16 protein-coding genes are annotated in these 17,631 nt (G+C 58.8%); 8 read left to right on the plus strand and 8 right to left on the minus strand.

The annotated features are described in order from the left end of the window. Window positions 1-6: 6 nt before the first annotated feature. Window positions 7-936 carry an ABC transporter ATP-binding protein gene (locus BUB78_RS06895; RefSeq protein WP_073196446.1) on the minus strand — a complete coding sequence of 310 codons (930 nt, stop codon included), beginning with the start codon at window positions 934-936 and terminating at the stop codon, window positions 7-9. 74 nt (window positions 937-1,010) lie between these two features. On the opposite strand from BUB78_RS06895, the gene BUB78_RS06900 reads away from it, so the two are divergent. Together BUB78_RS06900 and polA are read left to right on the plus strand one after the other, a co-directional pair. After that, window positions 1,011-1,190: a zinc-finger domain-containing protein gene (locus tag BUB78_RS06900; RefSeq protein ID WP_073196448.1), complete on the plus strand. Its 180-nt coding sequence runs from the start codon at window positions 1,011-1,013 to the stop codon at window positions 1,188-1,190. An 85-nt stretch (window positions 1,191-1,275) separates the two neighbouring features. Beyond that, entirely contained in the window at window positions 1,276-4,086 is a 2,811-nt protein-coding gene (gene polA, locus BUB78_RS06905; RefSeq protein WP_073196449.1) for a DNA polymerase I, read from the plus strand. A gap of 23 nt (window positions 4,087-4,109) precedes the next feature. Here the strand turns inward: polA and BUB78_RS06910 are convergent, their stop codons facing one another. From BUB78_RS06910 to cuyA, 3 genes are all read right to left on the minus strand, one after another. Beyond that, on the minus strand, window positions 4,110-4,556 hold the full coding sequence (locus tag BUB78_RS06910; protein WP_073196450.1) for a YtoQ family protein: 447 nt from the start codon (window positions 4,554-4,556) through the stop codon (window positions 4,110-4,112). Window positions 4,557-4,575: 19 nt separating this feature from the next. Beyond that, on the minus strand, window positions 4,576-6,975 hold the full coding sequence (pheT, locus tag BUB78_RS06915; protein ID WP_073196451.1) for a phenylalanine--tRNA ligase subunit beta: 2,400 nt from the start codon (window positions 6,973-6,975) through the stop codon (window positions 4,576-4,578). A gap of 125 nt (window positions 6,976-7,100) precedes the next feature. Further along, a complete protein-coding gene (gene cuyA, locus BUB78_RS06920; protein ID WP_073196452.1) occupies window positions 7,101-8,117 on the minus strand; it encodes a D-cysteate sulfo-lyase in 1,017 nt (338 codons plus the stop codon). A 107-nt stretch (window positions 8,118-8,224) separates the two neighbouring features. On the opposite strand from cuyA, the gene BUB78_RS06925 reads away from it, so the two are divergent. Beyond that, window positions 8,225-9,103, plus strand: coding sequence for a LysR family transcriptional regulator (locus BUB78_RS06925; protein WP_073196453.1), 879 nt, complete (start codon window positions 8,225-8,227; stop codon window positions 9,101-9,103). A 56-nt stretch (window positions 9,104-9,159) separates the two neighbouring features. On the opposite strand, the gene BUB78_RS06930 is transcribed toward BUB78_RS06925, so the two are convergent. Further along, on the minus strand, window positions 9,160-9,798 hold the full coding sequence (locus tag BUB78_RS06930) for a hypothetical protein (RefSeq protein WP_073196454.1): 639 nt from the start codon (window positions 9,796-9,798) through the stop codon (window positions 9,160-9,162). Between the two features lie 43 nt (window positions 9,799-9,841). Here BUB78_RS06930 and BUB78_RS20890 point away from each other — a divergent pair, with 43 nt between their 5' ends. Continuing rightward, a complete protein-coding gene (locus tag BUB78_RS20890) occupies window positions 9,842-10,021 on the plus strand; it encodes a hypothetical protein (protein ID WP_139279272.1) in 180 nt (59 codons plus the stop codon). A 303-nt stretch (window positions 10,022-10,324) separates the two neighbouring features. On the opposite strand, the gene BUB78_RS06940 is transcribed toward BUB78_RS20890, so the two are convergent. Then, on the minus strand, window positions 10,325-11,584 hold the full coding sequence (locus BUB78_RS06940) for a urate hydroxylase PuuD (protein WP_073196456.1): 1,260 nt from the start codon (window positions 11,582-11,584) through the stop codon (window positions 10,325-10,327). Window positions 11,585-11,691: 107 nt separating this feature from the next. Between BUB78_RS06940 and BUB78_RS06945 the strand changes: the two genes are divergently transcribed. After that, the gene (locus BUB78_RS06945; RefSeq protein ID WP_073196458.1) at window positions 11,692-12,603 is read left to right on the plus strand and encodes a LysR family transcriptional regulator; all 912 of its coding nucleotides are present in this window, start codon (window positions 11,692-11,694) and stop codon (window positions 12,601-12,603) included. 1 nt (window position 12,604) lies between these two features. Here BUB78_RS06945 and uraH read toward each other — a convergent pair whose 3' ends face one another. Then, window positions 12,605-12,958 (minus strand): hydroxyisourate hydrolase, encoded by a 354-nt coding sequence (uraH, locus tag BUB78_RS06950; protein WP_073196460.1) that lies wholly within the window; start codon window positions 12,956-12,958, stop codon window positions 12,605-12,607. A 153-nt stretch (window positions 12,959-13,111) separates the two neighbouring features. Here uraH and puuE point away from each other — a divergent pair, with 153 nt between their 5' ends. From puuE to BUB78_RS06965, 3 genes are read left to right on the plus strand one after another with little or no spacing between them, the layout of a single operon-like run. Further along, entirely contained in the window at window positions 13,112-14,530 is a 1,419-nt protein-coding gene (gene puuE / locus BUB78_RS06955; protein WP_073196462.1) for an allantoinase PuuE, read from the plus strand. Then, a complete protein-coding gene (locus BUB78_RS06960; protein ID WP_073196464.1) occupies window positions 14,527-15,048 on the plus strand; it encodes an ureidoglycolate lyase in 522 nt (173 codons plus the stop codon). Before puuE ends, BUB78_RS06960 begins: the two co-directional genes overlap by 4 nt. Window positions 15,049-15,077: 29 nt before the next feature. Next, window positions 15,078-16,511: a uracil-xanthine permease family protein gene (locus BUB78_RS06965; RefSeq protein WP_073196618.1), complete on the plus strand. Its 1,434-nt coding sequence runs from the start codon at window positions 15,078-15,080 to the stop codon at window positions 16,509-16,511. A gap of 91 nt (window positions 16,512-16,602) precedes the next feature. Here the strand turns inward: BUB78_RS06965 and BUB78_RS06970 are convergent, their stop codons facing one another. After that, complete coding sequence (locus BUB78_RS06970; RefSeq protein WP_073196466.1) at window positions 16,603-17,436, minus strand: bifunctional allantoicase/(S)-ureidoglycine aminohydrolase; 834 nt, start codon at window positions 17,434-17,436, stop codon at window positions 16,603-16,605. Between the last annotated feature and the right edge of the window lie 195 nt (window positions 17,437-17,631).

Consider the following 17,631-nt stretch of genomic DNA (forward strand, 5'->3'; position numbering starts at 1 on the left):
CGCGGCCTAGCGGCTTCGGGTCAGTTCAAGGAACACATCCTGAAGATCGGCTTGTTCGGTTTTCACATCGCGAATGGAAATCCCCGCCTCTCGGACGGCGGCCAGAACCGCCTCGGCCGGGGTGGCCGCGGAATGATAGTTGATCACAAGCGCCCCATCCGCACGCTTTGACACTTCAATCCCCATACCCTTGGGCAGGGTTGTTGCCGGGCTGTCGGGGTGAATGATCATCGTCTTGGCATCAAGCCGTTCCAAAAGATTGGCGGTGCTGTCGCGGGCAACAAGCTCTCCGAGGTTGATGATGGCGATCTCGTCGCACATCTCTTCGGCCTCTTCGAGGTAATGGGTGGTGAGGATGATCGTCATACCCTGTTGATTGAGGCGGCGAATGTTTTCCCAGAGCATCTGGCGCAACTCGATGTCGACACCCGCGGTGGGTTCGTCCAGCACCAGAACATGCGGGGTGTGCACAAGCGCCTTGCCCAGCAAAAGCCGACGGCGCATGCCGCCAGAGAGGGTCCTGGCATAGGCGTCGGCCTTGTCCTCTAGCCCGATCAGGCGCAGGATCTCGTCGCTTTTGCGCTGCGCGCGGGGCACGCCGTAAAGACCCGCCTGCACCTCAAGCGCGCCGCGCGGGGTAAAGAAGGGATCAAGGTTCAATTCCTGCGGCATAACCCCGATCGAGGCACGCGACTGGCGCGGGTTCACGTCCTGATCGAAGCCCCAGATCGTGACCTGACCGCTGGTTTTAAGAACCAACCCGGCGAGAATATTGATCAACGTTGATTTACCGGCGCCGTTGGGGCCCAAAAGCCCGAAGACAGAGCCCTGCGGGATATCAAGATCAATACCCTTCAGCGCCTGTTTTTCGGGGCTGTTGCGCCCGCCGCCATAGGTTTTTGTCAGTCCACGGATTTCGATGGCATTTGCGGCCATGGTGCTCTTGCCCCTTGCTGGCGGATCAATCATATTTGGACCTAATTCAAAGTCACGCAAAAGGAAACGCCCCCATGGTAACGCAGGCCCCAGAAACGAGAATTGTTGACGCCTATCGCGTGGCCTGTGACGGCGGCGACGGGGCGCTGGGCCATCCGCGCGTGTGGTTGCAGATTTCGCATGAAAAGGGCTATGTCGAATGCCCCTATTGCGATGCCAAGCTTGTGCATCGCGATTTTGAAGGCAAGGTCTAAACCGACCAAGCCCGCACCTGTGGTGATGCCGCAGGATTGAGTATTTTTGGAAAGATGAAAGCCTTCTGGGCGAAAGGGGCTAGCCATGTCATTCGGAAAAGGTTGCCATCTGCATCTGATTGACGGATCGGCGTTTATCTTTCGCGCCTATCACGCGCTGCCACCGCTGACGCGTAAATCGGATGGCCTGCCAATTGGGGCTGTGGCCGGGTTCTGCAACATGTTGCAGCGCTATGTTGAGGGCAATAACGGCCATGATGCGCCGACCCATGTGGCGGTGATCTTTGACAAGGGCAGCCACACGTTTCGCAACGACATGTATCCCGAGTACAAGGCAAACCGCGAGGCGATGCCCGAGGATTTGCGCCCGCAAATGCCGCTGACCCGTGAGGCGACGCGCGCCTTCAACATCGCCTGCGAAGAGATCGAGGGATACGAGGCCGACGATATCATTGCCACGCTGGCCTGTCAGGCGCGCGATCTTGGCGGGCGGGTGACGATCATCAGCAGCGACAAGGACTTGATGCAGCTTGTCGGTGGCGGGGTCGAGATGCTGGACGCGATGAAGAACCGCCATATCGATGTTGACGGGGTACGCGAAAAATTTGGCGTGAACCCGGATCGTGTCGTCGATGTGCAGGCTTTGGCCGGGGACAGTGTCGATAACGTGCCTGGCGCGCCCGGGATCGGGGTGAAGATCGCGGCGCTTTTGATCAACGAATTCGGCTCGCTTGAAGAGCTGTTGGATCGCGCGGAAGAGATCAAGCAGCCCAAGCGCCGCCAGACTCTGATCGAAAAGCGCGAGCAGATCGAGATGTCAAAGCGGCTGGTTCAGCTTGATTGCAACACGCCGCTCGATTTCACGCTTGATGATCTTGAGGTGCGCGATCCGGACCCGGACACCCTGCTCGACTTTCTGGCACGGATGGAATTTCGCACCCTGTCAAGGCGGATTGCCGACGCGTTGGGCACCGAGGCCCCGGTGATTCCAGAGCCGTCGGCGCAGGCCGGTCAGGCGGGAAATGAGGCGCAGAATGCCCCGGAATGGCCTGCAATAGACCCTGAAAAATACGAGCGCGTCGGCGACATGGCCGCTCTAAACACATGGATCACCCGCATTCGCGCGCGGGGCTACGTGGCGGTCGACACCGAGACGACATCCCTTAACGAAATGCAGGCCGAGCTTGTCGGGATTTCGCTTTGCGTCGATCCCGGTGAGGCCTGTTACATCCCGCTTATCCACAAGGACGGCGCGGCGGATGATCTGTTTGGGTCGGACAAGCTTGCCGAGGGGCAGCTAAGCGTTGGCGATGTGCTTGGCGCGCTCAAACCTGTGCTTGAGGATGATGCGATCCTCAAGATCGGGCAGAACATGAAATATGACGCCAAGATATTTGCCGCGCTGGATGTTCATGTGGCGCCCATTGATGACACGATGCTCATGTCCTATGCGCTTTATGCCGGACAGCATGGCCATGGGATGGACACGCTGAGCGATCGCTATCTGGCGCATAAGCCGATTTCGATCAAATCGCTGTTAGGTACGGGCAAATCGGCCATCACCTTTGATCGCGTGCCGGTCGATGAAGCGGTGAAATACGCCGCCGAGGACGCCGATATCACGCTGCGCCTGTGGCACCTGTTCAAGCCGCAATTGCACCGCGATCAGGTGACCACAGTCTACGAAGTGCTTGAGCGCCCGCTGGTGCCGGTTTTGGCCCGGATGGAGCGGTACGGAATCAAGGTTGACCGCGAAACCCTGAGCCGGATGTCGAATGCTTTTGCCCAGAAAATGGCTGGATTAGAGGCTGAAATTCACCAGTTGGCCGGGCGAAGCTTTAACGTTGGATCGCCCAAACAGCTGGGTGAAATCCTGTTTGATGAAATGGGGCTTGAGGGTGGCAAGACCGGCAAAACCGGGGCCTATGCGACAGGTGCGGACGTGCTTGAAGACCTTGCCACCGAGCACGAACTACCGGCTCGGGTGCTGGATTGGCGCCAGCTTTCCAAGCTGAAATCGACCTATACCGACGCGCTTCAGGATCATATCGACCCGGATACGGGGCGGGTCCATACATCCTATGTTCAGACCGGGGCGAACACCGGGCGGCTGTCGTCGACCGATCCGAACCTGCAAAACATTCCGGTGCGCTCCGAAGAGGGGCGGCGCATCCGCGAGGCCTTTGTCGCAGAGCCAGGAAACCGCCTTGTCAGTCTCGATTACAGCCAGATCGAGCTCCGGATTCTGGCGCATGTGGCGGGGATTGATGCCCTTAAGGTGGCGTTTCGAGAGGGGCAGGATATTCATGCGATGACCGCCTCGGAGATGTTCAACGTTCCGATGGAGGAAATGACGCCGGATATTCGCCGTCAGGCCAAGGCGATCAACTTTGGTGTGATTTATGGCATCTCGGGCTTTGGCCTTGCGCGCAACCTGCGCATCCCCAGGTCAGAGGCGCAGGGATTCATCGACCGGTACTTCGAGCGGTTTCCGGGCATCAAGACCTACATGGACGAGACCGTCGCTTTCGCCAAAGAGCATGGCTATGTCCAGACTCTGTTCGGGCGCAAGATCCACACCCCCGAGATTGGCGCCAAGGGCCCGCGCGCCGGGTTTGCCAAGCGCGCGGCGATCAATGCCCCGATCCAGGGAAGCGCGGCCGATGTTATTCGCCGCGCCATGATCCGGATGCCGGATGCGATTGCCGATATCCCCTGCAAGATGCTGTTGCAGGTGCATGACGAATTGATCTTTGAGGTGGCCGAGGATGCGGTTGATCGCCTGATCACCACCGCCCGCGATGTGATGGAGGGCGCGGCGCACCCCGCCGTGCATCTTGACGTGCCGTTGGTCGTCGATGCAGGGCAGGGGGCGAACTGGGCCGAGGCGCATTAAGCGCCTCGCGACCCGGTAAAGGCTTAGGCCGGAAGGCTACCGTCCAGAACATAGCGCAGGATTTCAACCACCTGCGCGGGGTCGCGGGCCACGGCCAGGGCGGCGGCATCAACCTCTTTCAGGGCGTGATCGTGATCGGGCTGTTGCAGAATGATCAGCGATTTGCCAAGCGCGGCGGCATAGCCCGCATCAAAGGCCGCGTTCCACTGTTTGTACTTTTCGCCAAAGCGCACGACGACAACATCGGCATCGGCAATCCCCTTGCGGGTACGGATCGCGTTGACCATCGCACCCTTGTGGTCATGCCAGTATTTGTTGTCCTCAGAGCCAAGAATCGCCACGCCGCAATCATCGCTGGCGGCGTGATCGGTCACCGGGCTGTTGAAGATCACGGCAAGACCTTTTGCGCCCTCTGTGATCTGTTCGCGCCAGTCGGTGTGAATTTCGCCTGACAGATAAACATTTAGCATGCCATATCCCCTCTGATGATCAGCCGCGCAGCGTACCGCCGGTGGCCTTGGTTACCTTTTCGATGATTTTGGCCGAAACAGTCTCGATATCGGCCTCTTTCAGGGTGGTTTCGCGTGGTTGCAGGCGCACGGTCATGGCGAGCGATTTTTTGCCCTCGCCAAGGTTGCCACCGATGAATTCGTCAAAGATGCGCACATCGTCGATCAGCGCCTTATCGGCCCCGGCGGCGGCGTTGATCAGGGTCAAGGCCTCAACCTCGGCATCCACCACAAAGGCAAAGTCGCGTTCCACCGCCTGAAGATCGCTGATCTCAAGCGCGCCGCGCGTGGCCGAGGTTTTGCGCGGCAGCGGAATTTCGGCGGGATAGAGTGTAAAGGCCACGGCAGGCCCTTTGACATCCATCGCCGAGAGGATACGCGGATGTAGCTCGCCAAAGACGGCCAGCATCTTCTTGGGGCCAAGGCAGATACGGCCATGACGACCGGGATGGAACCATGCCGGGCCGTTGCGCAGCACCTGCACCTTGGTGGGCGCGCCGATGGTGGCAAGGATCGCCTCGACGTCGGCCTTGGCGTCAAAGACGTCAACGGCGCGCGCTCCGCCCTGCACATCCTTGGGGCCAGTGCGGCCGATCAAAAGGCCCGCCATTTGCAAATGCTGGTCTTCCGGCTCACCGCCCTGAAAGGCGTGACCGACCTCGAAAAGGGCAAGATCCATGATGCCGCGCGCCTGATTGCGGGCTGCGGCCAAAAGCAGGCCGGGCAAGAGATCGGGGCGCATATGGCTCATTTCCGAGCTGATCGGATTGGCCAGCATCGTGGCATCATCGCCGCCGCCAAACAGGGTCGCGCTGGCGTGGTCGATAAAGCTATAGGTGACGCATTCGTTGTAGCCAAGCGCCGCACCCATGCGCCGTGCGATCTGTTCGCGCTTTTGCATCGGCGACAGGATCGGCTTGGGCACGCCCGTGTCCATCCGGGCCATCGGGCGACCCACTAGCTTGGTCAGAGAGGCAATGCGCGCCACCTCTTCCACAAGATCGGCCTCGCCAAGGATATCGGGGCGCCAGCTTGGGACATGGGCCATGTTGCCCTCAAGCTTGAAGCCAAGGCTGGTCAGGGTCTGGCGTTGCTCGGATTCCGGGATGTCCATGCCAACAAGCGAGCGCACGCGCGCCGGATCAAGTCGATAGGCGCGCGACACATCGGGCACCTGCCCGGCGGTGACGCGGTTTGAGGGGCTGCCACCGCAGAGCTCGATGATCATCTGGGTCGCGAGATCAAGCGCCTCCATGTTGAAGGCCGGGTCGATCCCGCGTTCGTTGCGATAGCGCGCATCAGAGTTGATCTTGAGCGCGCGCCCGGTGCTTGCGATCTGGATATGATCCCAAACGGCGGCCTCGAGGAACACATCGGTGGTCGTCTCGGTGCACCCTGTGGCAAGGCCGCCCATGATGCCGCCGATTGATTCAATGCCGTTGTCGTCAGAAATCACCACCTGACCGGGGCCGAATGTATATTCCTTTTCATCCAACCCAACCAATGTTTCGCCACCCTTGGTGCGGTGAACCCGCAGATTGCCGACAACCTTGCCTGCATCAAACACATGCAGAGGGCGGTTGCGATCATAGGTGAAAAAGTTGGTGATATCGACCAGCGTCGAGATCGGCCGCAGGCCAATGGCACGCAAGCGATCCTGAAGCCATTCGGGCGAAGGGCCGTTTTCAACGCCCCGGATAAGGCGGCCGGCAAAAACCTCACAGCCGTTGGTGGCGGCATCTTCGTCAATCGTCACGGTGATGGGGCAGGGGAACTGACCCTCGATATGGGCCGGCTTGATCGGTTTCATCGTGCCAAGCCCGCGCGCCGCAAGATCAAGGGCGATGCCACGCACGCCCAAGGCATCGGGGCGGTTCGGCGTGATCGCGATTTCGATCACCGGATCAACCTTGGCGGGGTCATTGACCGCAAGCCAGTCGGTAAACCGCTGGCCCACTTCGCCCGAGGGAAGCTCGATGATGCCGTCGTGTTCTTCGCTTAGCTCCATCTCGCGCTCGGAGCACATCATGCCATAGCTTTCGATGCCACGGATTTTGCCGACGCCGATGGTGGTATCGATGCCCGGCACGTAAACGCCGGGCTTGGCGATCACAACGGTGATCCCCTCGCGGGCATTGGGCGCGCCACAGATGATCTGGGTCTGGCCTTCATCGGTGTCGACCTGACAAATCCGAAGCCGGTCTGCATCGGGGTGCGGTTCGGCCTTGACGACCTTGCCGATGGTGAAATCGGACAACCGGCTTGCGGGGTCAGACACGCCCTCTACCTCAAGGCCGAGGTCGGTTAGTGCCTCGGTGATTTCGTCAACCGTGGCCGTGGTGTCTAGGTGATCTTTCAGCCATGACATTGTGAATTTCATGTGCGTTCGTCCGCCTGTAAATCTTGGGTCGACACAGGCTTTACCGGATATGTCCGATATGGAAAACCCCGCATCGCTGCGGGGTTTCATTATCATGTCTTTGATTGGTCGGGCAAAGGGCGGCTTTAGGCCGTCCAGCGATCCGAAAAGTCGAACGCGGCGTCATAGCCAAACAGAGCGACAGACCCGCCAGTGTGCAGGAACACGACCCGCTCACCCTTTTTGAAATGGCCCTTGCGGATCAGATCAATGAACCCGGCCGCGCCTTTGGCAGAATAGACCGGATCAAGCAGGATCGCCTCAAGCTCTGCGAACATCTTGATCGCCTCGATGCCGCCCTCGGTCGGGATGCCATAACCTTCGCCGACGTAATCGGTGTTGGCGACAACATCTTCGCGGCTCACGACGCCGGGGCAGCCAAGCTTTTCTGCGGTTTTGACGGCAAGATTGTAAACGTTCTCTTCCTGCTTGTCCTTGGGGGCGCGCACGCCGATGCCCAAGAGCGGGATATTGGCGTTCATCGCCTTGAGCCCGGTGATAAGACCCGCCTGCGTGCCGGCGCTTCCGGTGGCATGAACGATGTGATCGACCTTGAGCGCGCGATCGTTGAACTGCGCGAGCATTTCAAAGGCACAGTTGACATACCCCAAGGCGCCGGTCGGGTTCGAGCCGCCACCGGGGATGGTATAGACATTGCGCCCCTCGGCGCGGAACTTGTCGGCGACCGCTTCCATTTCGGCGTTCATGTCCAGACCCGGACCGCGCTTTTCGGTGGTGGCGCCATGCATGTGATCAAGCAAAACGTTGCCGTTATTGTTGTAATTGGCATTGTTAGAGCCTGTTCTGTCTTCCAGAAGGATGTGACAGCCCATACCAAGCTTGGCCGCGAAGGCCGCGGTCTGACGGGCGTGGTTGGATTGGGTCGCGCCCTGGGTCATCACAAGGTCAGCGCCCTGAAGCTCTGCTTCGGCCATCAGGAATTCAAGCTTGCGGGTCTTGTTGCCGCCGGTCGAGAGGCCGGTGCAATCGTCGCGCTTGATCCAGATTTCCGGCCCGCCAAGTTCGGCGGTCAGGCGGTCCATCCGCTCAAGCGGGGTGGGCAGGTGGGCCATGAAGCGGCGCGGGTAACGGGCAAGATGCATGTCAGTCTCCAATAAAATGCGTTGATAGCAGAATAAGTGGCGACGACATGGGCGTCTAATGCTATTATCGCCATGTATTATGCAAATTCTGCAAGATAGGATGGGACATGCGGCTTGAATGGCTTGACGATATCCTTGCGGTGGCCGAGGCCGGGTCGCTGGCGCGGGCGGCGCAGATGCGCCATGTGAGCCAATCCGCCTTTACCCGACGCCTGCGCGCGATTGAAGAGGCGCTTGGCGTGCCGCTGTTTGATCGCCGTCGCAAGCCGGTGGTTCTCTTGCCCGAGATCGAGGCGCAGGCCGGGGAAATGCGCGCCCTGGCAACGCAGCTTCGCCACCTGCGCGAGGCGCTGACCCAGACAAGCGGCGCGCGGGGGCTGACGCTGGCCTGTCAGCACGCGATCACCACAACCCATTCGCCCGCGATCGTCAGCATTCTGACCGCGCAGGGCGGGCGCTCGGTGCGGGTGCGCTCGGATAACCGTGATGAATGTCTGTTGCGGCTGCTGTCCGGCGAGGTTGATCTTGCGGTGGTTTACGCCGCGCCGGAGATTGCGCCGCTGACCCTGAACCGGGCGTTCGAGCAGGTGTTGCTAGGGCGCGAGCGGTTGATTCCGGTCGCCGTGCCGCGTCTGGCGCAGGGCGAAGATCTTCCGTTTATCGGCTATCCGTCGGATGTATTCCTTGGTCAGGTGATGGCGCGGGCGATCATGCCGGGCGTTCCGGCGCATCGGGTGTTGCGGCGGCGCGCGGAAACCGCGTTGACGCTGGCGGCGCGTGAATATGCCTGTCGCGGGATCGGTGTGGCGTGGCTTCCCGAGGGGATGGTGGCCGAAGACCTTGAATCTGGTCGCCTCAAGAGCCTTGTGCAAAGCCTTCCAGGTCAGCAGATGGAGCTTTGGATGATCCGCCTTTCGGACCGCTCCGACGATAGCTGGGCGCATGATTGGGCGCGGCTTGTGGCGGCGCTTGCGCATCCGGGGTAAAGCGCAAACGAGGCGAAGATATCTCCGCCTCGCTCACCCGGTTGGAAAGGCCCGGTTTAGAACTTGAGCCCAAGGAAGATCGACGCGGAATCCTCGTCAACACCTTTATTGCCGAACTTGTTGTCGAAGTGGGTGTACTCGATGCCAAGATGCCCCTTGTTTTCTTTCATGCCCATCGCATTGCCAATATCCCAGCGGACTTGCGGCGAGAACACGATCTGTCTTGCAATCCGATTGCCCTGCGAGCCGATAAAGTCGACAAAGCCCTTGGCCTGGAATTTTTGCGAGCCGATGGCGAAGGGCGCATCCCAGACAATCGTGGCCTGATAGGTGGTATCAAGCTTGCGGTCAAAGACATCGACGAAATTCTCATAGGCATAGACGCCAAGCGACAGGACCTTGAAACCGGGCACGTTAAAGCTGAGACGCGGACCGGCCAGAGCGACCGAGACATCGGTGCCCTGGTTCAGGCCGACACCCAGATCAAGACCCTTTAACAGGTTGCCTTCGTCAAAGGTCAGGCCGATATTGCTGCCGTGAAGGTGATAATAGATCTCGCCATACTGATCGCTTTCCCGTCCGGTACCAGAGCTGGTGTCGCGGAAAAAGTCGACGAAGAAGAACAGATCGCCGATATCGTTGGTCGAGAAATGGTCAAGCGTGATGGTCTCGCGCTGTTTCTTCGCTAAAGCCATTCGCGAAGGTCGCGTTGCGACCCATCTTGTAGCCATCGCCGCAATGCAGCTGTACCTCGGTGGTGGAAAAGCCGGCCTGTGCGGCGTTGCTTGTCGCAAGACCCGCAACAAGTGCCAGTCCGCCAAGCAGATTTCCGATATGTTTTTTTATGTGTCCCTGTTCCGTAAATATAGCCTGACCGGCGCGGTTTGTTTTGGCGCTCTGCAAGCGAAGTCATTGTGAAGCAGGGTATCGAAGGCGTGGTATTTGCACCGATCAAGCGCCTCAGGGGCGATGTTTGAGCAATGAAGAGCAATTGAACCACACGGTCAAAATTGAATCGAAACCCTCTAATATTTTGTAATAAATAAGAAAATATAGGATCTGATTTCGGCTTTTCGAAATTGCCATTTTTAATTTGAAGGTTATTCGCTTTAACCTGTATTTCCAAACGCTGATTTCAAACCATCGAGAGATGTTTGAAAGGGCTAGTCACAGCGGGCCTCCAAGTGGCAAGAATCACCGCCTCAGGCCCCGGTTTTCGTGTCACTTTGCGGCCAGCGAGAACGGAAGATCGCGGGCGGCGTCCCGGTACCAGCGGATGATCGCCTTGCGCTCGTCCTCTTCCATGAAGGACACATTGGCCGGGGGCATGGCGACGGATACACCGGCCTGCAAATAGATCTGGCGCGCGGCGCGGGCGATGTCGTTGGGGGTTTCCAGCAGGATATTCTTGGGCGCCCGGTGAATGCCGTCGTAGAACGGCTCGCGGGCGTGACACATCGCACAGCGGCCGGGGATGATGCTTGTGATCTCGTCAAACCCCTCGGCCGCGGCAAAGACCTGCTGCGTGGAAGTCAACGGCCGCGCCTCTGATTCCTCATAGGTATCGTTGCGCAAAGGGGCCGTGCTTAGCCACATGATTGCGATGAACAGCAGAGCGGTCACGGCCCATGTCCAGGTCGGATTGCCGGTCCCGGCGTGGCGTGTGTTGAAATAGTGCCGGATGCTTACCCCCATCAGAAACACCAGCGCCGCGATAAGCCAGTTATACTCGGACGCGAAGGCCAGCGGATAGTGATTGCTGAGCATCAGAAACACGACCGGCAAGGTAAGATAGTTGTTGTGCGTCGAGCGCAGTTTGGCAATTTTGCCATATTTAGGGTCTGGTGTGCGCCCCTCTTGCAGGTCTTTCACGACGATCCGCTGATTGGGCATGATGATGAAAAACACATTGGCCGTCATGATCGTGGCGGTGAAGGCGCCAAGATGCAAAAGCGAGGCGCGCCCGGTGAACACCTGATTATACCCATAGGCCATGATTACCAGCAGGATGAACAAAAGAACCATCAGGAAGGTCGGCTTTTCGCCAAGCCCGGATTTGCACAGGAAATCGTAGACCAGCCAGCCAACGGTCAACGAGGCGGCAGAAATCAGGATGCCCTGCCAGATCGCAAGATCGGCCTTGGCCGGGTCGATCATGTAAAGCTCTGCCCCGGCCCAATAGACGATCATCAAAAGCGCCGCGCCCGAAAGCCAGGTGGTATAGCTTTCCCATTTGAACCAGATCAGGTGCTCGGGCATGTTGTCGGGCGCGACCAGGTATTTCTGAATGTGATAAAAGCCGCCGCCGTGGACCTGCCATTCTTCGCCATGCGCGCCGGGCGGAAGATGCGGGGCCTTGCGCAAGCCAAGGTCAAGCGCCACGAAATAGAACGATGACCCGATCCAGGCCATCGCAGTGATGACATGAAGCCACCGTACGGCAAAGTCAAGCCAGTCCCAAATGATAGCGAAATCCTGCATTTTCTTCTCCTAAGATCACTTTGGGCGACCCTACTTCACCGCGCCATTGCCCTGTAATGCAAAAAAAATCCTAGCAGCTTCAATAGAAAGCTAATAATCATTTTGCCATGTCTTACTTGAACAATATCCGGACGTTCGTCCGTGTTTACGAGCTTGGCAATATGTCGGCGGCGGCGCGGGATCAGAGAATTTCCGCCGCGGTTGCCTCGGCGCGAATTGCGCATCTCGAAGAGCATCTGAACATTCGGCTGTTTCAACGCACCACCCGGACGCTTCACCCGACCGAGCAGGGGGTGCTGTTTTATAGCGGGGCCTGCAAGATTCTTGAGGCGGTAGACGAAGCCGAGGCCGATATCACCGACGTTACAAGTTCGCCGCGGGGCACGCTTTATGTGGCGGCGCCGCTTGGCATGGGCAAGCGTCTGATCGCCCCCATGATCCCTCGGTTCAAAGAGGCCTATCCGCTGATCACCATCCGGCTGCGCCTGTCGGATCGAAAGCTTGATCTTGCGGGTGAGGGGCTTGATGCGGCATTTTTTCTTGGCGTGCCCGAGGATTCAACGCTTCGCATTCGCAAGATTGCGGATTGCCCGAGGGTGCTTTGTGCCGCCCCGGAGTACATCGCGCGCAGGGGCCTGCCGCGCGATAGCGCAAGCCTCAGGGGGGATAAGCACGACTGTCTGAATCTGCGGTTTCCCGGCGCACCGGAATTTCAATGGCCGCTTCAAACGCCCGAAGGGGTCAAACGGTTCGCGGTGTCGGGCCCGTTTGAAACCGATGATGGCGATGTTCTGACCAACTGGGCGCTGGACGGGCACGGGATCATCCTCAAGCCGATGTTCGAAGTGGCCGAATACCTGCGCGAGGGTCGGCTTGTTCCGGTTCTTGAAGACGAGCCGCCGATTCCGATCCAGATGGCCTGTCTTTACAGCCATCGCCGCCGTCAGGACCCCAAGACGCGGCTATTCATTGATTTCATGGTCAATCACATTCAGGCGTCCCTTCCGCAGTACGCGTGACTTAACTTCCGCGATAGGTTGAATACCCGAATGGCGAGAGCAAAAGCGGCACATGATAGTGGCTATGTTCAGACATGCCAAAACGCAGCGGCACGATATCGAGAAAGCGCGGGTCTTCGGCCGGGGTGCCAATCAATGTAAGATAATCACCGGCATGAAACACAAGCTCGTAGGTGCCCGTTTCAAAGCGTTCAGCAGGCAGGATTTGTCGGTCGGTTCGCCCGTCGTCATTCGTGACCAGACTATCCAGCAACTCGCGATGCTCGCCAGTGATGCGAAAAAGCTCGATCTTCAGGCCTTGGGCCGGGCAACCGCGCGCGGTGTCCAGAACATGCGTTGTTAAATAACCGGTCATGATCGCTCCTTGGGCTTTGAAGGTGGCTTGCTTACTGGCGTTATCTAAAGGTTTTTGACAGATTAGTCTTGCAAACAACTCCTTCAAAAATTTCTGGAAGGTAATATGCATTCTTTCGACTTAGAACATAATCGAAATCTGGAGACACCTTTGATGACACGTTATCCCCGTGATATGCGCGGTTTTGGTGCGAATGCGCCCGATCCGAAATGGCCCAGTAGTGCGAAAATCGCCGTGCAATTCGTAATCAATTACGAAGAGGGCGGTGAAAACAACATCTTGCACGGCGATGCCGCATCCGAGGCGTTCCTGTCCGAGATCGTTGGCGCCGCCGCCTGGCCGGGTCAGCGCCATTGGAACATGGAATCGATCTATGAATACGGAGCGCGCGCCGGGTTCTGGCGTTTGCACCGCTTGTTCACAGAGCTGAATATACCCGCGACGGTCTATGGTGTGGCCTCTGCCCTTGCGCGCAATCCCGAACAGGTACGCGCCATGCAGGATGCCGATTGGGAAATCGCGAGCCACGGGTTGAAATGGATCGAATACAAGGATTGCGCGCCCGAGGATGAAAAGGCCGATATGCTCGAGGCAATCCGCCTTCATACCGAGGTGACCGGCACGCGCCCACGCGGCTGGTATACCGGGCGGTGCTCGGCAAATACCGTCGATCTTGTCGCGGATGAGGGCGGGTTTGACTATGTGTCTGATGCCTATGCCGATGACCTGCCTTATTGGATCACGTCGGGCGGCAAGGATCAGCTGATCGTGCCCTATACACTTGATTGCAACGACATGCGGTTTGCGACGCCGCAGGGCTTCAACTCGGGCGATCAGTTTTTTGCCTACCTCAAAGACACCTTTGACGCGCTTTACGCCGAGGGCGAGGCCGGTCAGGCCAAGATGATGTCAATCGGCCTGCATTGCCGTCTTGTCGGGCGGCCGGGGCGTATCATGGCCCTGCGCCGCTTTATGGAGTACGCCCAAGGGCATGCCGATGTCTGGTTCGCACGCCGGATCGAGATTGCCCGTCATTGGCATGATCACCACCCGAAAGTGGCGTTTGAACGCCCGTCTGAAATGACCAAAGAGGCGTTCGTCGCGGCGTTTGGCGGGGTGTTCGAGCATTCGCCCTGGATCGCCGAGCGGGCCTTTGATCTTGAGCTTGGCCCGGCCCATGATTGCGCCACGGGTCTGCATCATGCGCTTTGCCGGATGTTCCGCTCTGCGTCACATGACGAACGGCTTGGCGTTTTGACGGCGCACCCCGATCTGGCCGGCAAGCTGGCCGCTGCGGGGCAGCTGACGGCGGAAAGCACATGCGAACAGGCGGGCGCGGGGCTTGATATGCTCACCGATGCCGAGCGCGCGATGTTTCAGTCGCTCAACGCCGAATACGTGGCCAAGCACGGCTTTCCCTTCATCATCGCGGTGCGTGACAACACCAAGGCGTCGATCCGGCAGGCGTTTGAACGCCGGATCAATAACGATAGCGAGACCGAGTTTGCCGAGGCCTGCAAACAGGTCGAGCGGATCGGCGAATGGCGCCTGAAAGGCATGTTGCCGCAATGACCCGCCCGCTGACCCTGACCCCGCTGACGCCAGAGGCCTTTGCGCCCTATGGCGACATCATCGAGCCGCGCGATGTGCCGAGCAAGATGATCAATCAAGGCATGTGTGGCCGCCATGATGATCTGGCCGCGCTTGATTTCTCGAACGGGCGCGCCGGGATCAGCCTGTTTGACGCACGCGCACGCCACCTGCCGCATCTTGTGGATATGGTCGAGCGTCACCCTGATGGAAGCCAGGCGTTCGTGCCGCTCAACGGGGTGCCGTTTCTGGTGATCGTTGCGGATGACGAGGGCGGCGTTCCGGTGAACCTCAAGGCGTTCATCACCGGGCCGGGGCAATCCATCAACCTGCATCGCGGTGTCTGGCACGGGGTTCTGGCCCCGATTGGCGCACCGGGGCAATACATTGTGGTCGATCGCATCGGCGAGGGCCCCAATCTTGAAGAACACTGGTTGGACGATCCGTTTGTCGTTGAATCCATTGAACAAGCACTCTGGCAAAAAGAACCAGAGGCATAACGCGGACAGCTGCGACAGGAGGAATGATCATGGCTGATACTTCAATAGGGACGCCGGAACAGCTTCGCGATCCAAACTACTTTCCCGGCTTTGCACGTGGTATTCCGCTTGGAATTCAGCACGTTTTGGCAATGTTTGTCTCTAATGTGACGCCTGCGATCATCGTTGCGGGGGCGGCGGGTTTTGGCTTTGGCTCGAACTCCCCGGATTTTCCGGAACTGCTTTATCTTATCCAGATGTCGATGCTGTTTGCGGGCGTTGCCACGCTTATGCAGACCATCACCATCGGACCGATTGGCGCGGCCCTGCCGATTGTACAGGGCACGTCGTTTGCGTTCTTGCCGATCATGATCCCGCTGGTGGCGGGCAAGGGCGTTGATGCGCTTGCCGCCCTGTTCGCCGGCGTTATCCTTGGCGGGCTTTTCCACGCCCTTTTGGGGACATTCATCGGGAAAATCCGCTTTGCGCTACCGCCCCTGGTGACCGGGCTTGTGGTGACGATGATCGGTCTGGCGCTGGTCAAGGTCGGCATCCAGTATGCCGCCGGCGGTGTGCCTGCGAAAATGTCGGGCGCGGCGGAATACGGATCGCTTCTCAACTGGTCCGCTGCGCTTATCGTGATCGCGGTGACTCTCGGGCTTAAGTTCTTTGCCCGTGGCATGCTGGCGATTTCTGCGGTGCTTGTCGGTCTGCTGGTCGGCTACGTCTATGCGATCATGATGGGCATGCTGAGCTTTGAGACGATCTCTGGTTCCTGGGCGCGTTCGGCGGCCTTTGCCCTGCCGCAACCCTTCAAATACGGGTTCGAATTCTCCGGCGCCGCGATCATCGGCTTTTGTCTGATGGCGTTCATCTCGGCGATTGAAACTGTTGGCGATGTCAGCGGGATCACCAAGGGTGGTGCCGGGCGCGAAGCGACGGATAAGGAAATTCAGGGTGCGACCTATGCCGATGGTCTCGGTACCGCGCTTGCCGGTTGCTTTGGCGCCTTTCCCAACACCTCGTTCAGCCAGAATGTCGGGCTGATCGCCATGACCGGTGTCATGAGCCGCCACGTGGTGACCTGCGGTGCGATCTTCCTGATCATCTGTGGCCTGGTGCCCAAGGTGGGCGCGGTCATTCGTACCGTTCCGATCGAGGTGCTTGGCGGCGGTGTGATCGTGATGTTCGGCATGGTTGTCGCGGCCGGTATCTCGATGCTGTCGGATGTGGCATGGAACCGTCGCAACATGGTGATTTTCGCCATCGCGCTTAGTGTTGGTCTTGGGCTTCAGCTTGAACCTGACGCGGTCAAATACCTGCCCGATACGATCCGGATCCTGATGACCTCGGGCTTGTTGCCGGCGGCGCTTATCGCCATCGTGCTTAACCTTGTGCTCCCCGAAGAGCTTTCGGATGAAGCCACCGAAGAGGTATCCGGCGGCATGGCCGGTCACGGCAAGGGATCGCTTCCCACCGACTAAGGGAGCATGGTCAACAAAAATGGGGGAAGGGGTATGATGCCCCTTCCCCCTTTTTGTCTCTCAGGGTCTGTTTCGGCCCGATCAGGCCCGATCAGACCCGACTTGGCCCAAGCGGCATATGCCGGTTCACATCCTTGTAAAGCAGATAGCGGAACGGCCCCGGCCCACCCGCGTAACAGGCCTGTGGGCAAAAGGCGCGCAGCCACATGTAATCGCCGGCCTCGACCTCGACCCAATCCTGGTTAAGCCGATAGACTGCCTTGCCCTCAAGCACATATAGCCCGTGCTCCATCACGTGGGTCTCGGCGAAGGGAATGACCGCTCCGGGTTGGAAGGTGACAATCGTGACATGCATGTCATGGCGCAGGTCGTTCGGATCGACAAATCGCGAAGTTGCCCATTTGCCATCGGTGCCGGGCATCTCTGTCGGTGCGACCCTGGCCTCGTTGGTGACAAAGGCGTCGGGCATATCAAGCCCTTCGACCGCGACATAGGCCTTGCGAATCCAGTGAAAGCGCACCGGCGCGCTGCTCTCGTTGCGCAGGCTCCACTTGGCGCTTGGCGGCAAAAAGGCATAACCTCCCTCGGCCATTTCATGGGGCGTGCCGTCAATCAAAAGGGTCATGCTGCCCTCAACCACGAAAAGAACGGCTTCAACCCCGGCCTCGGTTTCGGGCCGCTCGCTTCCGCCGCCGGGCTGAACCTCGGCGATATATTGCGAGAATGTCTCGGCAAAACCCGAAAGCGGGCGCGACAGTACCCAAAAGCGCGCGCCCTCCCAGAAGGGCAGAAAGCTGGTGACGATATCGCTCATCGTGCCTTTGGGAATGACAGCATAGGCCTCGGTGAACATGGCGCGATCGGTCAAAAGCTGGGTTTGAGGCGGTAATCCGCCCGTCGGTGCATAATAGGTTCTCTTGGTCATCCTGCCGCCCCTGTAAAATCCTCTTCTATCCTATCAAGTCGCGACTGAGGGCCAAGACAAGATGTTAAGCGGCCTGAAAGTGCTGAAGCTTTGTCTTGGTATAATTGAAAGTGGGCTGAATACAATTTTTGACCACTTTAACTCGGCAACGGCAAGGCATTGCAAAGCACCCCAAACGCGCAAAATGCCCCTTGC

Origin of the sequence: Roseovarius marisflavi (assembly GCF_900142625.1) — a bacterium.
Classification (GTDB): Bacteria; Pseudomonadota; Alphaproteobacteria; order Rhodobacterales; family Rhodobacteraceae; genus Roseovarius; species Roseovarius marisflavi.

Excerpts from the sequence above, each read along its gene's own strand:
- BUB78_RS06895 (WP_073196446.1), bottom strand. The coding sequence starts at position 936 with ATGGCCGCAAATGCCATCGAAATCCGTGGACTGACAAAAACCTATGGC.
- BUB78_RS06900 (WP_073196448.1), top strand. The coding sequence starts at position 1,011 with ATGGTAACGCAGGCCCCAGAAACGAGAATTGTTGACGCCTATCGCGTG.
- polA (WP_073196449.1), top strand. The coding sequence starts at position 1,276 with ATGTCATTCGGAAAAGGTTGCCATCTGCATCTGATTGACGGATCGGCG.
- BUB78_RS06910 (WP_073196450.1), bottom strand. The coding sequence starts at position 4,556 with ATGCTAAATGTTTATCTGTCAGGCGAAATTCACACCGACTGGCGCGAA.
- pheT (WP_073196451.1), bottom strand. The coding sequence starts at position 6,975 with ATGAAATTCACAATGTCATGGCTGAAAGATCACCTAGACACCACGGCC.
- cuyA (WP_073196452.1), bottom strand. The coding sequence starts at position 8,117 with ATGCATCTTGCCCGTTACCCGCGCCGCTTCATGGCCCACCTGCCCACC.
- BUB78_RS06925 (WP_073196453.1), top strand. The coding sequence starts at position 8,225 with ATGCGGCTTGAATGGCTTGACGATATCCTTGCGGTGGCCGAGGCCGGG.
- BUB78_RS06930 (WP_073196454.1), bottom strand. The coding sequence starts at position 9,798 with ATGGCTTTAGCGAAGAAACAGCGCGAGACCATCACGCTTGACCATTTC.
- BUB78_RS20890 (WP_139279272.1), top strand. The coding sequence starts at position 9,842 with ATGCAGCTGTACCTCGGTGGTGGAAAAGCCGGCCTGTGCGGCGTTGCT.
- BUB78_RS06940 (WP_073196456.1), bottom strand. The coding sequence starts at position 11,584 with ATGCAGGATTTCGCTATCATTTGGGACTGGCTTGACTTTGCCGTACGG.
- BUB78_RS06945 (WP_073196458.1), top strand. The coding sequence starts at position 11,692 with ATGTCTTACTTGAACAATATCCGGACGTTCGTCCGTGTTTACGAGCTT.
- uraH (WP_073196460.1), bottom strand. The coding sequence starts at position 12,958 with ATGACCGGTTATTTAACAACGCATGTTCTGGACACCGCGCGCGGTTGC.
- puuE (WP_073196462.1), top strand. The coding sequence starts at position 13,112 with ATGACACGTTATCCCCGTGATATGCGCGGTTTTGGTGCGAATGCGCCC.
- BUB78_RS06960 (WP_073196464.1), top strand. The coding sequence starts at position 14,527 with ATGACCCGCCCGCTGACCCTGACCCCGCTGACGCCAGAGGCCTTTGCG.
- BUB78_RS06965 (WP_073196618.1), top strand. The coding sequence starts at position 15,078 with ATGGCTGATACTTCAATAGGGACGCCGGAACAGCTTCGCGATCCAAAC.
- BUB78_RS06970 (WP_073196466.1), bottom strand. The coding sequence starts at position 17,436 with ATGACCAAGAGAACCTATTATGCACCGACGGGCGGATTACCGCCTCAA.